Origin of the sequence: Bacteroides sp. D2 (genome assembly GCF_025147085.1) — a bacterium.
GTDB lineage: Bacteria > Bacteroidota > Bacteroidia > Bacteroidales > Bacteroidaceae > Bacteroides.
On sequence record NZ_CP102261.1, the window covers coordinates 5,578,339 to 5,594,091 of the forward strand.

11 protein-coding genes are annotated in these 15,753 nt (G+C 41.9%); 3 read left to right on the plus strand and 8 right to left on the minus strand.

Annotated elements, in window-relative coordinates; genetic code table 11:
* Positions 1–97: 97 nt before the first annotated feature.
* From tnpC to NQ505_RS21130, 8 genes are all read right to left on the minus strand, one after another.
* Positions 98–1,873 (minus strand): IS66 family transposase, encoded by a 1,776-nt coding sequence (gene tnpC, locus NQ505_RS21095; protein ID WP_008998565.1) that lies wholly within the window; start codon positions 1,871–1,873, stop codon positions 98–100.
* Between the two features lie 77 nt (positions 1,874–1,950).
* Positions 1,951–2,286, minus strand: a complete 336-nt coding sequence (gene tnpB, locus NQ505_RS21100; RefSeq protein ID WP_008998566.1) for an IS66 family insertion sequence element accessory protein TnpB — start codon at positions 2,284–2,286, stop codon at positions 1,951–1,953.
* On the minus strand, positions 2,280–2,654 hold the full coding sequence (locus tag NQ505_RS21105; RefSeq protein ID WP_008998567.1) for a hypothetical protein: 375 nt from the start codon (positions 2,652–2,654) through the stop codon (positions 2,280–2,282). The genes tnpB and NQ505_RS21105 overlap by 7 nt, the downstream gene beginning before the upstream one ends.
* Before the next feature lie 228 nt (positions 2,655–2,882).
* Entirely contained in the window at positions 2,883–5,297 is a 2,415-nt protein-coding gene (locus tag NQ505_RS21110; RefSeq protein ID WP_008998568.1) for a GumC family protein, read from the minus strand.
* A 9-nt stretch (positions 5,298–5,306) separates the two neighbouring features.
* Entirely contained in the window at positions 5,307–6,140 is an 834-nt protein-coding gene (locus NQ505_RS21115) for a polysaccharide biosynthesis/export family protein (protein ID WP_008998569.1), read from the minus strand.
* A gap of 16 nt (positions 6,141–6,156) precedes the next feature.
* Positions 6,157–8,091, minus strand: coding sequence for a polysaccharide biosynthesis protein (locus tag NQ505_RS21120; protein WP_008998570.1), 1,935 nt, complete (start codon positions 8,089–8,091; stop codon positions 6,157–6,159).
* Positions 8,092–8,243: 152 nt separating this feature from the next.
* Complete coding sequence (locus NQ505_RS21125; protein WP_008998571.1) at positions 8,244–8,813, minus strand: UpxY family transcription antiterminator; 570 nt, start codon at positions 8,811–8,813, stop codon at positions 8,244–8,246.
* Positions 8,814–9,072: 259 nt separating this feature from the next.
* Entirely contained in the window at positions 9,073–10,581 is a 1,509-nt protein-coding gene (locus tag NQ505_RS21130; RefSeq protein WP_008998572.1) for a DUF3078 domain-containing protein, read from the minus strand.
* A 188-nt stretch (positions 10,582–10,769) separates the two neighbouring features.
* Here NQ505_RS21130 and NQ505_RS21135 point away from each other — a divergent pair, with 188 nt between their 5' ends.
* The 3 genes from NQ505_RS21135 (at position 10,770) to bexA (ending at position 15,722) form a co-directional block, all read left to right on the plus strand.
* Positions 10,770–12,395 (plus strand): CTP synthase, encoded by a 1,626-nt coding sequence (locus NQ505_RS21135; RefSeq protein WP_008998573.1) that lies wholly within the window; start codon positions 10,770–10,772, stop codon positions 12,393–12,395.
* Between the two features lie 58 nt (positions 12,396–12,453).
* Entirely contained in the window at positions 12,454–14,307 is a 1,854-nt protein-coding gene (gene yidC / locus NQ505_RS21140) for a membrane protein insertase YidC (RefSeq protein WP_008998574.1), read from the plus strand.
* A gap of 83 nt (positions 14,308–14,390) precedes the next feature.
* On the plus strand, positions 14,391–15,722 hold the full coding sequence (gene bexA / locus NQ505_RS21145) for a multidrug efflux MATE transporter BexA (protein WP_004309255.1): 1,332 nt from the start codon (positions 14,391–14,393) through the stop codon (positions 15,720–15,722).
* Positions 15,723–15,753 lie beyond the last annotated feature (31 nt).

Consider the following 15,753-nt stretch of genomic DNA (forward strand, 5'->3'; position numbering starts at 1 on the left):
TAGCGTCCAATTTTGACGTGTACCCCAAGGAAAGCCGCCACAAGGCGGTTCCCTCATAAATAACGTCAAAAAAGATACTGATTTTTAATATTTGTTATTACTCCAGTCCGATTGTCAAGGGTAACAAATGTTCATAATCCCTACGTCCTTTAACAATTTCGCTGAAAAATCTCTTGAAATAATCAAGCACAGACACACCCTGCATCTTACAGGTTGAGATGATGGTATGATATACCGCTGAAACGTGTGCCATCCTGTCACTTCCGAAGAATAACGAGTTCTTTCGCTCACCGGCCAAGGGACGGATAAAACGTTCGGCAATGGAATTGTCGATGGAATAAGAGCCGTCATTCAAGTAGGCGAACAGCTGAGTCCAAAAAGTATTCATATAATTTATTGCCTTCTCCATCAACTCTCCGCGGGGCGGATGACCGTCACTGAGCAAGACGTCAAGCTTACTGCGTAACTTTATGATTACTTCTTTGGTCTTTAAGTTATTCCGGCAAAGCTTTATCTGCTCGGGGGACAACTGCCCTTCTTCATACTCGCGTTCCAGCTTGTAAAGCTCACCGATCAATTCCAATATGAATGCCGCATCCTTATCATTACCCTGATCCAACGCATACTTGAACTTCGCACGGGCATGGGCCATGCAACAAAGATGTTCTATATCGACCATATGATCATCCAAATACAGATAGACATTGTAGCCATCTGACTGAAGAGCTTTCACCTGGCTGTCACCCAAGATATGCTTCAAGGCATCACGTCCTCTGGAACCATCCTCGTAGCAATAGATAACCACTTTTGACAGTTTGTTGACCAGACACCAGATGTATTTCTTCTTATAGCAGCCTTTACGCTTTACCCGGCACCAGGTCTCATCACAGTTCACGATGGAATCCTTTTCCAAACAAGTATTCTTAAGATAAGCAATCAAACCGCAGAAATGGGTAGAGCCTTTCTCCAACCAATTGGTCAGACTCATACGGCTCAAACGCATTGATTCACCTGATAATCTGTACATTTCACGATAAAGAGGGGTATCCAGAACATATTTGTTGAAAGCAAGATAAGCCAGAAAAGAACCGGAAGCGTGCGTTCCAGGAACCACGTCAATGATTTCAGGCTGCCCACTGAAAGGGAAATAGCCTTCATGAATTTTCCCGTCCGAAGTCTTATAGCGGATAACCTCGTAATCATGCTCGACAAGCTTGCTTACCTGTTCATAGGCATATTTACGGAAACGTTTGATGATTTTTGAACCTGCCGGCAGTTGGCGGATATCACTATTATGACAAACCGTATTGTCAGCGCTCATAGTGCGATAAGAAAGTCCTTGACGATAAAGACGGGCTTCTTTTGATTTTGATTCAAAATCCTCTTCCTGCGCATGAGCCTCACCAGATTGTGGCAAGCAGGAGCCGAGGGATTGGGGAGTGCCGTCGAAATCATCCTTGTCACGTGTATGGTCCTCTTCGACCTCACGCTTCTTTTTACGGATTCCCTTTTGGCTCTTACCATCATAAAGGTTTTTATTACGGACTTTAAGACGCTCTTCCAAAACTGTTATTTTAGACAACAGATTACCAACCATCTGCTTATAAGCGTCCCGCTCTTTTTCAGCTGCCATCGCGGCTTTCTGCAAAGACAATAGTTCATCAACCTTGGACAACAGTTCATCTATGCGGGCCTCGTCCCGTTGGATGCGTTCAGCGTCACGCTCACGGGAAGCCATCAGCGCGATTATCATTTTTGATTTTTCGTCAGGGGTCATATCTGAATAGGGGTCTTCAAAAGGTGCAGGAGTCTCCTCCCGTTCCTTCAACTTCCGTGCGGAAGAAAGCAGTTTAATTCTTTCCAACTCATTCATATTCAGCACCTTTGCTGCTTCAAAGATACAAAAAACGATGAAATAAAAGAATAATTTCGATACTTTTTTCTTGTTATTTATTTGATTATCAACTTTTTAATAACAGGAGATTCTAACAAGAGAATGACATCCTGCCAATGGATTGAATAAACACTTTCACCACCATTATAGGTTACCTGCATAAACTTGTAGCCGGGTCTGAAACGTTTCTCAAACATACTGTAAGACCGTCGGTCATAGCTGAACAAACGCACCAAACGTAAATCTTTAGACATCACGATAAATACATCACCATCCTCCGGTTCACGGTTCAACTGTTGATGGATGATGGATAGGACCTTATCATATTTACAGCGCATATCGTGGAAATCACGGACAAAGAAAAAGTGGTTTAGTCCTGTAATATTCAACATAAACCCTCCTGTTTCTCCACTAAGCTTTTCAAACCTGCGTAGCTTAAATTTTTCTGACTGATATGAACACCATTGCTCATACGGATATCCACCAAGATTCGAAGTTCGCTATGCGAAGAAAGCAGAGTATCCGCTTCCGGCTTTCGTTCCGGGATTGGGGAAGGACTTTCCTTCATTTCGGCCTCCGTTGAGGGAGCACCCAGAACCTGAACAGGAATTATCTTCTTGCGGGTATCCGTGTACCATTTGGCAAATAGGTTATAAGGCACTTTGTTAGACATACAAAATTTCTCAATAGAAACACCCGCAGGGATACCTTCCAATTTATAGCGCAAAAATAGACGCTCAAAATCATTGTAACTATACATAAACTTGGCTTTTGATTTAACGAAAGCAAAGATCTGGATTTTATATCGGTTATACTATACGGCATTTTTGGACGCTAACAACCTGACTCGGACATACGCCCAACCAAACAGGAACTAAACTAACCTATCAAATTGATAGAACCAAGCCAAACATACCGTTTAAAATATCTGTCAAGTTTCGTACTATCCTCTCCTTTTATATTTACATATACTCAATTAAGAGTCTTATCAATTTACTTTATGTTCTTCATAACCATAACCATAACCATAACGCTTTCCATAACCATAATACTTACCGTATTTACCATAACCATAGTAATAACCATACTTCTTTTTCTGTAAGTCCAAACCGTTAATAGCAATACAGAGATTAGTTAATTTATCGCTTTCAGCAAGCTCGTTGATCAAAGTAAATTCAGCCTTACGAGTGTAATCGGCACGACATACATAGACAGATAAATCTGCAATACGTCCTATAAGCAAAGTATCAGTTACCATACCTACCGGTGCCGTATCCAATATTACATAATCAAAATTCTTCTTCAACGTTTCGATAGCTTTTTCCAAGCCGTCACGGGCCAACAGTTCCGTTGGATTGGGAGGAACAGCTCCACCGGGAAGAATAAACAGATTCTTGTTGATATCAGAAGGCTGTACCAAATCCATCAGATTAACAGTTGGATTAGTCAAAAATTGAGTAATACCATGTTCTTTTCTGGAAAGATTGAATACTTTATTCAATCCCGGTTTACGAATGTCAAGACCTACTATCACAACCTTTTTCCCTAACAAAGAAAGACTAATAGCCAAATTAGATGATACAAAAGACTTACCTTCACCACTGATGGTAGAAGTCACCAAAATCACATTCTTGTCATTTTCAAGCATAAACTGAAGGTTAGTACGAACATTCCGGAAAGTCTCACTCATCAGATTATTCTGATTCTCAAATACAGCTATAGAACCAGACTTTTCATCTGCTAACGGAATATCACCAATGACAGGAAGCGAGGTTAACTTTTCAACATCAGCACGTCCCTCTATTTTGAATTTAGTCAATCCAATCAAATAAATGATACCTACCGGAAGACCTACCCCCAACAGCAAAGCGGCAAAATAGACTATCATTTTTTTAGGAGAAACCGGATTATTATCTGCTAACGCTTCATCAATAATCTTGGCATTATTTGCAGTAGCTGCCAAAGTGATAGCATTCTCCTCACGTTTTTGAAGTAACATCAAATATAGTCCTGCCTTGATTTCCTGTTGACGAGCGATACTCACAAACTGACGTTCTTGAGTCGGCGCATCGTTAATACGACGAGAATAACGACTAGCCTCACGGGCTAAATCTTCTTTGGTAATCTGCAATCCTTTCAATGTAGCATCCAACGTAGCCTGTACATTGCTCCGCATCGCACGGATACTGGTATCCAAATTTATGATCGTCGGGTTATTCTCGGTTGATGTACGAAGCAAGCGTTTCCTTTCAACCAACATTTCATTATATCTGTCTATTGCACCTGCTGATGCTGCATCTTGTAACCCAATATTACTTGGCAATACTTCATATTCATTACCCTTCATATAGCGTTGCAAATCCATAACCAGATTGATTTGGGTCTGGTTTTCCACACGCTTCTTTTCATATTCCGCATTACCAGTTAAGGCAATCTGTGCTTCACTACTCAAATCTGTAATTCCCGCACTACGTTTGAAATTCTCCAAATCTTGTTCCGTACTACCAAGTTCCTTTGAGATAATTCCAATACGTTCATTAATAAATTCTGCTGTTTTTTGAGCTACCTCATTTTTGTCATTATTGGCATTGATATTATACATCTCAAGTAACTTATTGATAAAATCCTTGCCACGCCGAGCATTGGAATTTTTCAATGATATAACCACAACAGAAGTCATCTTCGATGTAGGAGATATTGACAGAGAATTAGCATATCCTTTCGCTACAGAAGAAGGACTGTTAATAAAAGCCGTAATATGCCGTTCTTGTGTTACACTTTCCGGCCGAACTGACGATAGTGTATCATTATTTACAAAGAAAGCAACTGTACCTTCATCTGTTGGAAACACAGCGGGTAACTTCTCAAATTGTTTCCGATATTCCTTTTCCCCCATTATAATCTGTACATCCATCGCACCCGCAGGTTGCAAAGTCATATTTACCTTCATCGAATGCGGAAGCTTATCCGCTTCTTGCGGAGTCAAGCTCACCACTACAGGCGAAGTACGGTAAAGTTCCCTACTGGGAAACTCATCTTCATCCTTATAAGTCACAAACAAGCCTAAATGATCGACCACCTCTCTTGCTAACGACTTAGAACGTAAAACTTCTATTTCATTATCTACATTATTTGACGAAGAAACAAAACCATCCAGTCCCATTCTTTCCAATTCAGAGGACATACTTGCCCCACTGCCTTTCTTGTCATCTTTAATCAAAACAGTGGCAGAAATATTATAAACTGGTGTTGCTAGTCGCAAGTACCCACATGCACAGGCAATACAAATAACTACCGATACTACAAACCAAGGCCAATGAATCAGATAACGAAAAAGAATCTCCAGAATATTCACCTGCTCTTCTGATTGTTCACCTCGTTTTTCTCTTTTTTCCTCAATCATATGATACTACTATTTGAAGATTGTTACTAATAAACTCGCCAGTGATACCAGAATAGAAGTAGCGGAGAACCACAAACTAGTACTGTTACCGATATCGGAGTTACGTGCTTTTGCTTTATTAGGAGTCACATAAACAATGTCATTCTGTTGTAACCAGTAATATGGGGAAAGAATTGTCTCCGCTTTGTTTAAATCCAATGTCACAATCTCCTGTTTGCCATTAACACCCTCACGAATCAGTTTGACATTATCACGAACTCCCCAGACAGTCATATCACCTGCCATAGCAAGAGCTTCCAGCAGATTCACTTTTTCATTGCTGATCGTAAATGTACCGGGACGGGCAACTTCACCCAGTACAGAAATTTTGTAATTTACCATACGAACTGTTACGATCGGAGTTTCTTTGATATACGGTTTTAGTTTATCCACTATCAGTTGTTCAGCTTCTTTCTTCGTTAGTCCTCCTACATTCAATTCACCCAAAACAGGAAAATTAATATTTCCTTCATTATCCACCAAATAGGGCTGTAGGACGGACTGAGTTGTCAACTGTGTATTTCCAGTAGCCACACTAGCAGAACTAGCTACCGTCAGATTGAAAGGAACCGCCAGCTCCGGACTAGTACACGAAACTACAATAGTAAGTAGATCTTTAGGCATTATTTTGGCATCATACAAATTTTCCTGTTGAGCTGTCTGTTCCATAACTTCCACATCCTGCAAGTAAGGCACCTTTTTGTATGATTGACAAGACGCGAGTAAAAATATCGTAATCAGGCAGGTAAACACATTGCGTCTCATGCCTTGTACATTCATATACATATAAAATGATTTATTCATAAAATTATTAAGTTTTTTATTCTTTATCCAGCACCTCAAACTTCGGTGAATTCTTCGACTTAAACTCCGGAACCACTTCTTTCATCAATTTCACTGTATCCATAATCTCCACCGCACGAGACAGTGTCTCAAATTCCGCATACGTAGGAAGAATATCCGTATATTCATACCGACGTACTTTGGCGATCCTGATCTTTTTATTCTCAGTAGGAATTGTATTTTCTTTGTCGCTCAAGACTTCTTCGTAGAGTTTTTCACCCGGACGAAGCCCGGTAAACTTGATCTCTATGTCTTCACCCGGACGGTATCCCGCCAGTTCGATCATGCGAGTAGCTAAATCCACAATCTTCACCGCTTGTCCCATCTCGAACACAAAGATTTCATTGCCTTTGCCCATCGTAGCAGCTTCCATCACCAAACGACAAGCTTCGGGGATCGTCATAAAGAAGCGGGTAATTTTGGGATCGGTCACTGTAACAGGACCACCGGTCGCTATTTGTTTGCGGAAGTAAGGGATCACACTCCCATTGCTACCCAGTACATTACCGAAGCGGGTAGTCACAAATTTAGTAGTTCCGGAAACTTCTCCCCGTTCGATGGCCAAGCCTAAGCTCTGCACGTAAATTTCGGCCAGACGTTTGGAGGCACCCATGACGTTGGTAGGGTTGACAGCTTTGTCGGTGGAAATCATGATCATTTTCTCCACGTTGTATTCCACACAGAAGTCGGCTACCTGACGGGATCCTACTACATTGACAAGAACTGCTTCGCACGGATTTTCTTCCATCAAAGGTACGTGTTTGTAGGCTGCAGCGTGAAACACCACTTGCGGATGAAACTTCTCGAAAGCCATTCGTAGTCGTTCGCAGCTACGAACATCACCAATGAAAGGGGTAAAATGCAGTTCTGGGAATGATTTTTCTAGTTCCAAGCGGATTTCGTGCATGGGAGTTTCGGCATTGTCGAAGAGCACTAAGTGCTTCACTCCAAAAGTAGCAATCTGGCGGCATAGTTCGCTACCGATGCTGCCGGCAGCTCCTGTCACCATCACGACTTTGCCCGAGAAGTTATCTATAATCTCCTGCATATTGATTTTGATCTCTTCGCGACCCAGCAGGTCTTCGATCTTCACTTCGCGGATCGCCGTTTTCTTCAATCCACTGCCCACAATGTCAATGGGAGGAGAGACCAGATTCTTGATACCGATCTTCTGTCCATACCGGACGAGTGTTTCCGACTCACGCTGCACAGCTTCGTAGGAAGGAAAGATGATGCCTCCAATGGTGCGCTTACTCATGAAATGAGTGAAGTTTTCTTCGTTCTTGAAGCAATAGACAGGCAAGTCGGAGATTCGGTAGGACTTCAAACGTTGATTGGGATTGATGTATCCTACTACTTGATAATGCTTGCTGGTATACATGCGTTGTTGTAACGACACGCTTTTATCATCTGTTCCATAGATCAGTACATTCGTTTTTTTAACTCTTCCTATTTGAATCACCACAAGGTCATAGACTAATAGCAAGGTGACGCGGAAACCAACCAAAACGACAATAGATATCAACAAATCAATAAAGCAACAAGCCCAAAGATAGCGATACTCAATCCAATCACCTCCCAACAAGGAGACAATCAGTAAACCTACTTCTTTAAGCAGTAGAGCAAGTGTAATCTTACCAATGCTCTTGATTGAAGCATGGCGTATGATGTTTTTGTGGACATTGAAAAAATAGAAGAGCGTAAGGCTGAAAACTCCGGAACAAAGCAGGAGTATTAAGAAAGGCGTTTTGTTGATATGGACTATAAAACCTGAAATAAAAAGAATGGAAATTAATGTACTTATTGTGGACAAGAGAGTATCCAAAGAAAGTACGATCCAATAATTAACATACTTTCTCTTCAATCTCAATTCTTGATAGGCTCCAAAAACAGCTTTAAAGAAATCCCCCATGTATCTCATTTTTTATCCCCCCTGAAATTAATTAAAAGAATAGCAAACGAAAGCCGACCTGCATTTATAGCCAGCCCGAACAGGGCTACTCTACAAAACAGAGTATCCAACTTTTTTATTTATCTATGATTATTGATTGATTAGCGATGATTTTAGGCTAATACTTCTACACATCCTACTGGTATATCGACACATGCACATCCCAACATTGTCAATCGAACAGCAACTTTCGATTTCCCATTCACATGTACTAATTCCCCTTCCAATCCTGCCAATGGTCCCTTGATTACCCGTATTTTCTCTCCCGGAGCCAATGGTGATGTACTCAAACTAATCGTTTCGTCCGAATAGTCGAGCATGAATTTAAATCGCGACATTTGCTGGTCAGGAATAATAGCCGGGGTACTCTCCCCACGTAGTACCAAGTAACGGCTGATAGAAGATAAAGTCAGGACTTCTTTTTGTTCTTGCAGATCAACGTGAACGAAAATCATCATCGGAAGCAGTACCCGGTCGACAATTTTACGGCGGTCGCTCCATTGATGAACTTCTTGTTGAATTGGAAGGAAATTTTCGATCCCCATTTTCGTAAGCCGCTCACCCGTTTTTTTCTCGTGACAAATACGTACGATTGCCACCAACCAACGTTTTGAGCGCGCTACGCTGCTGCCAATCACATCTGTTGGCAGAAGATTTCGATCGTCATTTTTCTTAATGATCATGTATTTTTACCCCTCATTTTTCCATACCCCTTAGGCAATGGATTGAATTCGGTGACAAAGATAGATAAAATTATAAATAGTAAACAAGAAAAAACGCTTTCTTTTTTTACACACAAATAGAAATATACAGTTAAGACTATCTTGGACGTGAAGAATCCGCTATCACATTGGTTCTATTTTACCACCCATATTTTATACAACATCCCTAAACAAATCAGGCGCGGAATTTCCGCGCCTGATTTCTATTTCTTTGATTTACTTACCACTTATAATTGATACCGAAGCTAAGCAATTCTTTCAACTGGAAGAAGCTGTCTCCTTCAGTCGGTTTCGAGCTATCGTCAAAACGGGTATGTATATAGAGCTTGGTAGAAAGATAACGGTTCAAAACGAAGTTGAATGTATTTTCCCATTCTACACGTGCCCAATGATAGTTGGTCAGATAATTGAGACGAGACTCTAAAGTTACTGCAGAGATGATGGTCCAGTTCAATGTGGATTGCAACTGGGAACCAAAGTCGTTTTTAGAGCATTTTCCTTTGTCTAAGCCAAACTTTGTTTCGTCTACTTCAGAATTACCGATATAACGCAAGTTATAAGTCAACGGCGCCATAAACACAGAAAGATTAAATTTCTTCTTACTCAATTTATAATCCATACCGACACTGACCGCCAAATCTGCCGGAGACATGAAAGATGAAACCAATTCTTCGCTGTTAGCTTTATATCCATTGAAAAACTGTGTCTTAAACTCGGACGAAATGGTATAATACCAATTCTTGAAAGCTCTCAAACCTAATTTATTATACAAACGAAATTGGTCTGTATTGAACAGATATTTATGGTATTCATCTGACGGAGTGGAAGTCATACCTACTTTAGCTTCCAGCTGGTTCTCAAACAGCACCTTTTCATTGTCATTATAGTTGGCAAAAATCTGAAAAGTGACTAATCCGGAGAAGTTACTTTCACCTCCCTTATACCAGTTATCCGAAAGGTGGTTCTGGCTAATCTGCAACGATCCGTTACCTCCGGTCACCCACCAGTTCGGCCGACTAATCTTCATATTGGCTTTCCCTACATTATCATCCATATTTTCCGGTTGAAACAGATGGATAACTGTTGCTTTCGGAGATATCTTCGGCTTCACATCATGACGGAATACATCACGACTCATGATACGGTCTTCTGTAGTGACAACCAAGTTCGGACGTTCCAAATAAAGATCCATCAATGCACTATTCACTATTTTTTCGGCACGCTGGGTCTTGGTAAATGCCAGGGTATCATAAGGCAGAAGTTCCGCTGTCAGTTGAGGAGTGGTGTCCCATTGCATAGGTTTCCATTCCAATTTCGAATATTGTGCCATCGGAGCATAATAATATGCCAATGGTGTGAACAGACGAAAATAATCGGGATCAGACGGAATATAACGTGGCGGCACAGACAGATCGTTCAAATAATCTAATTGCGCGACATACTTATTATATAAATAAGAAACGGTATCCAGTTTCGGAGTCGGCCCCGACATATTCAGTTTGAGCATCAAATATTTCTGAAGCTCCGCCGAAAGCGTATCTGCTTTCACGACTCTGGCTTTTGCCACAACTGTTGAAGATTTAACCGTTTTGGCTGGTTTAATCACTTCAGGAGCAGGCTGCAGAGAGTCAGTCGGAAGTGAAGCGGATTCGACAGGTTCCTGCGCAAAAAGCGATAACGATAAGATTGACAGGATAAACGCTGAACATAAAGTAGTAATTCTCATCATATTTGTCTATGGTTTAGGCTGCAAAGCTACATTATTTTGTTTAGAAATCATAGGATTCTTTTAAAATTGCATTTTTTAATAAAATTGTGGAGACGAAAGACTGTAATCTTCCTCTTTTTTTATAATTTTGCGGTTTTTAAGTTCGTAAGAATACTACTAAGTAAACAATTATTAAAACAGTTATAGCTGTGGGAGAAACAAAGTATATTTTCGTCACCGGTGGTGTTGCCTCTTCTTTAGGAAAAGGGATCATCTCATCATCCATCGGTAAGTTGCTGCAAGCAAGAGGTTATAATGTAACCATCCAGAAGTTTGACCCGTATATCAACATCGACCCGGGAACATTGAATCCTTATGAGCACGGAGAGTGCTATGTAACCGTAGACGGACACGAAGCCGACCTCGACTTGGGACACTATGAGCGATTCCTGGGTATACAAACGACAAAGGCGAACAACATTACTACGGGACGTATCTACAAGAGCGTCATTGACAAGGAACGTCGTGGAGATTATCTGGGTAAAACGATCCAGGTGATTCCCCACATCACAGACGAGATCAAACGGAATGTAAAACTGCTTGGTAATAAATACAAGTTTGATTTTGTGATTACTGAAATCGGTGGTACGGTAGGTGACATCGAATCACTCCCCTACCTCGAAAGTATCCGTCAGTTGAAATGGGAACTCGGTAAGAACGCTCTTTGCGTACACTTGACCTATGTGCCTTATCTTGCTGCTGCCGGAGAATTGAAAACAAAACCGACGCAACATTCTGTAAAGGAACTCCAAAGTGTGGGTATTCAGCCGGATGTACTGGTACTGCGTGCCGAGCATCCGCTAAGTGACGGACTGCGTAAGAAAGTGGCACAATTCTGTAATGTAGACGATAAAGCCGTTGTGCAGTCTATCGACGCGGAAACAATCTACGAAGTACCTATCCTGATGCAGGCGCAAGGGCTGGACAGCACTATCCTCGAAAAGATGGGACTGCCGGTAGGAGAAACTCCGGGACTCGGCCCATGGCGTAAATTCCTGGAACGTCGTCACGCTGCAGAGACTAAAGAACCGATCAATATTGCACTGGTTGGAAAATACGATTTGCAGGATGCTTACAAGTCTATCCGTGAAGCTTTATCACAAGCAGGTACTTACAATGACCGCAAAGTGGAAGTTCATTTCGTAAACAGCGAAAAGCTGACAGATGAGAATGTAGCTGAAGCTTTGAAAGGTATGGCGGGCGTAATGATTGGTCCGGGATTCGGCCAACGGGGTATCGACGGCAAGTTTGTCGCTATTAAATATACACGTACGCATGACATCCCGACTTTCGGTATTTGTCTGGGTATGCAATGTATTGCTATTGAGTTTGCCCGCAACGTACTGGGATACACTGATGCCAACTCACGCGAAATGGATGAAAAAACTCCGCACAACGTGATTGATATCATGGAAGAACAGAAGGCAATCACCAACATGGGTGGTACGATGCGTCTGGGTGCTTACGAATGTGTATTGCAGAAAGGTTCGAAAGCATATCAGGCTTACGGACAGGAACATATTCAGGAACGTCACCGCCATCGCTATGAGTTCAACAATGATTATAAAGACCGATATGAAGCTGCCGGCATGAAATGTGTAGGTATCAACCCGGAATCGGATCTGGTAGAAATCGTTGAAATCCCGACTTTGAAATGGTTTGTCGGCACACAGTTCCATCCGGAATATGGCAGTACGGTACTGAACCCTCATCCGTTGTTCGTTGCATTTGTGAAAGCTGCCATCGAAAACGAAAAAGCAACGGTGAACGGCTAACGATACGTGGTAAACAACCGGTAGTTTGTAATTTATATAATTTGTAATTAAAATAAGAATGGATAAAAACACCATCACAGGTCTCGTTCTGATAGGTATATTATTGGTAGGATTCAGTTTTTTGAGCCGTCCAAGCGAGGAACAGATAGCTGCGCAAAAGAAATACTACGATTCTATTGCCGTGGTACAGCAGCAGGAGGAAGCGTTGAAGGCTAAAACGGAAGCTGCACTGGCTAACAGTCAAAAAGAGGTGGCATCGGCTGCCGATTCTTCTGCTTTGTTTTTCAATGCCTTGCATGGAACCGACTCTAAAATCAGCATCCAGAATAATGTAGCGGAAATCACTTTCACAACCAAAGGCGGACGTGTCTATTCAGCCATGCTGAAAGATTATATGGCACAGGACAAAAAAACGCCGGTCGTGTTGTTCGACGGTGACGATGCTTCGATGAACTTCAACTTTTACAACAAGGCAGGAGCCATCCAGACCAAAGATTATTTCTTTGAAGCTGTAAACAAGACGGACAGTAGTGTTACAATGCGTCTGGCTGCGGATAGCGCAAGCTATATCGATTTCATCTATACGCTGAAACCGGATAGCTACCTGATGAACTTTGAAATCAAAGCGACAGGCATGGAAGACAAGTTGGCTAGTACTAAGTATGTGGACATCGACTGGTCACAACGTGCCCGCCAACTGGAAAAAGGATTCACTTATGAGAATCGTCTGTCGGAACTGACTTATAAAGTAACAGGTGATAATGTAGACAACTTGTCTGCTGCCAAAGATGACAGTCAGAATTTGCCGGGACGCATTGATTGGGTAGCTTTCAAGAATCAGTTCTTCTCGTCTGTATTTATCGCTGAACAGGATTTCGACAAGGTTTCCGTTAAGTCAAAAATGGAACAACAGGGAAGCGGATATATCAAAGATTATTCTGCTGAAATGAATACTTTCTTTGATCCGACTGGCAAAGAACCGACAGAGATGTACTTCTACTTCGGTCCAAACCACTTCAAGACGTTGAAGGCGCTGGATAAAGAACGTGACGAGAAATGGGAGCTTCACCGACTGGTTTACCTGGGCTGGCCGCTGATTCGCTGGATTAACCAGTTTATCACAATCAACGTATTCGACTGGTTGTCTGGTTGGGGATTGAGCATGGGTATCGTACTGTTGATTCTGACCATCATGGTAAAAGTCGTGGTTTATCCGGCTACCTGGAAAACGTACATGTCTTCTGCCAAGATGCGTGTATTAAAACCGAAAATTGACGAAATCAACAAGAAATATCCGAAGCAGGAAGATGCAATGAAGAAACAGCAGGAGGTGATGGGCCTTTACAGCCAATACGGGGTAAGCCCGATGGGCGGCTGTCTGCCGATGTTATTGCAGTTCCCTATCCTGATGGCTTTGTTTATGTTCGTACCGAGTGCTATCGAGCTGCGTCAACAGAGTTTCTTGTGGGCGGACGACCTTTCTACTTATGATGCGTTCATCACATTCCCATTCCATATTCCGTTCCTGGGTAACCATCTTAGCTTGTTCTGCTTGCTGATGACGGTGACCAATATCCTGAATACAAAGTACACAATGTCTATGCAGGATACCGGAGCACAGCCACAAATGGCGGCCATGAAATGGATGATGTATCTGATGCCGATTATGTTCTTGTTCGTCTTGAATGATTATCCGTCAGGTTTGAACTATTACTACTTCGTGTCAACGCTGATTAGTGTGGGTACTATGATTCTGCTTCGTAGAACGACTGACGAAACCAAATTGCTGGCTATTCTTGAAGCGAAAAAGAAAGACCCGAAACAAATGAAAAAGACCGGATTTGCTGCCCGCCTGGAAGCAATGCAAAAGCAACAAGAGCAATTGCAGCAGCAAAGACAGAATAAAAAATAAGGAGTAATTCCCGAAATCTATTCTAAGAAAGCCGGACACCTATTTTGGTCGCCCGGCTTTCTTTCTCTAAAAAATAAAATAGGATGAAAACTAAATATTCTTATAAACAAATCTGGACAATCTCCTACCCTATCCTAATCAGTCTGATTATGGAACAGATGATTGGTATGACGGACACTGCTTTTCTGGGACGTGTCGGAGAAATCGAATTAGGTGCTTCCGCCATTGCAGGTGTATATTACCTTGCCATTTTCATGATGGCATTCGGTTTCAGCATCGGTGCCCAGATATTAATTGCGCGTCGCAATGGAGAAGGAAACTACAAGGAAATCGGACCCATTTTTTATCAGGGCATATATTTCCTGCTTGCCATGGCAGTGATTTTATTCACGTTCTCCATCGTATTCTCACCATATATCCTCAAGAATATCATTTCGTCTCCTCACATTTACGATGCAGCCGAGAGTTATATTCACTGGCGTGTGTACGGGTTCTTCTTCTCTTTTATCATGGTCATGTTCCGCGCCTTCTTTGTAGGTACGACACAAACCAAGACGCTGACTTTGAACTCTATTGTGATGGTACTTTCGAATGTGGTATTCAATTATATCCTGATTTTCGGTAAATTCGGTTTCCCGCAATTGGGAATTGCCGGTGCTGCTATCGGCTCTTCGCTGGCTGAAATGGTATCGGTGATTTTCTTTATCATCTATACCTGGAAACGGATTGACTGCAGGAAGTATGCATTGAATATACTGCCTAAGTTCCAAGGGAAAACACTGAAACGAATACTGAATGTTTCTGTGTGGACAATGATTCAGAACTTTGTTTCTTTGTCTACCTGGTTTATGTTCTTTCTATTTGTGGAACATTTGGGAGAGCGCTCTTTGGCAATCGCGAACATTATCCGAAACGTGTCAGGAATCCCGTTTATGATTGCAATGGCATTTGCATCCACCTGTGGTTCATTGGTCAGCAATCTGATCGGTGCAGGTGAACAGGATTGTGTACGGGGTACTATCAGGCAGCACATTCGCATCGGATATATATTTGTATTGCCAATTCTGATATTCTTCTGTCTATTTCCGGATCTGATCCTACGTATTTATACAGATATGCCGGATTTGAGAGCAGCATCCGTGCCTTCACTGTGGGTATTGTGTTCTGCCTATCTGGTGCTGGTGCCTGCCAATGTTTATTTCCAATCGGTATCAGGTACAGGGAATACGCGGACTGCACTGGCTATGGAACTTTGTGTATTGGCTATCTACGTCACATACTCTGCATATTTCATCATGTACCTGCGGATGGACGTCGCATTTGCCTGGACAACGGAATGCGTATATGGTATTTTCACGCTGATGTTCTGCTACTGGTATATGAAGAAAGGAAACTGGCAGAAAAAGAAGATTTAAATCCTTTTTTCACTATCTTCGCAAGAAAATA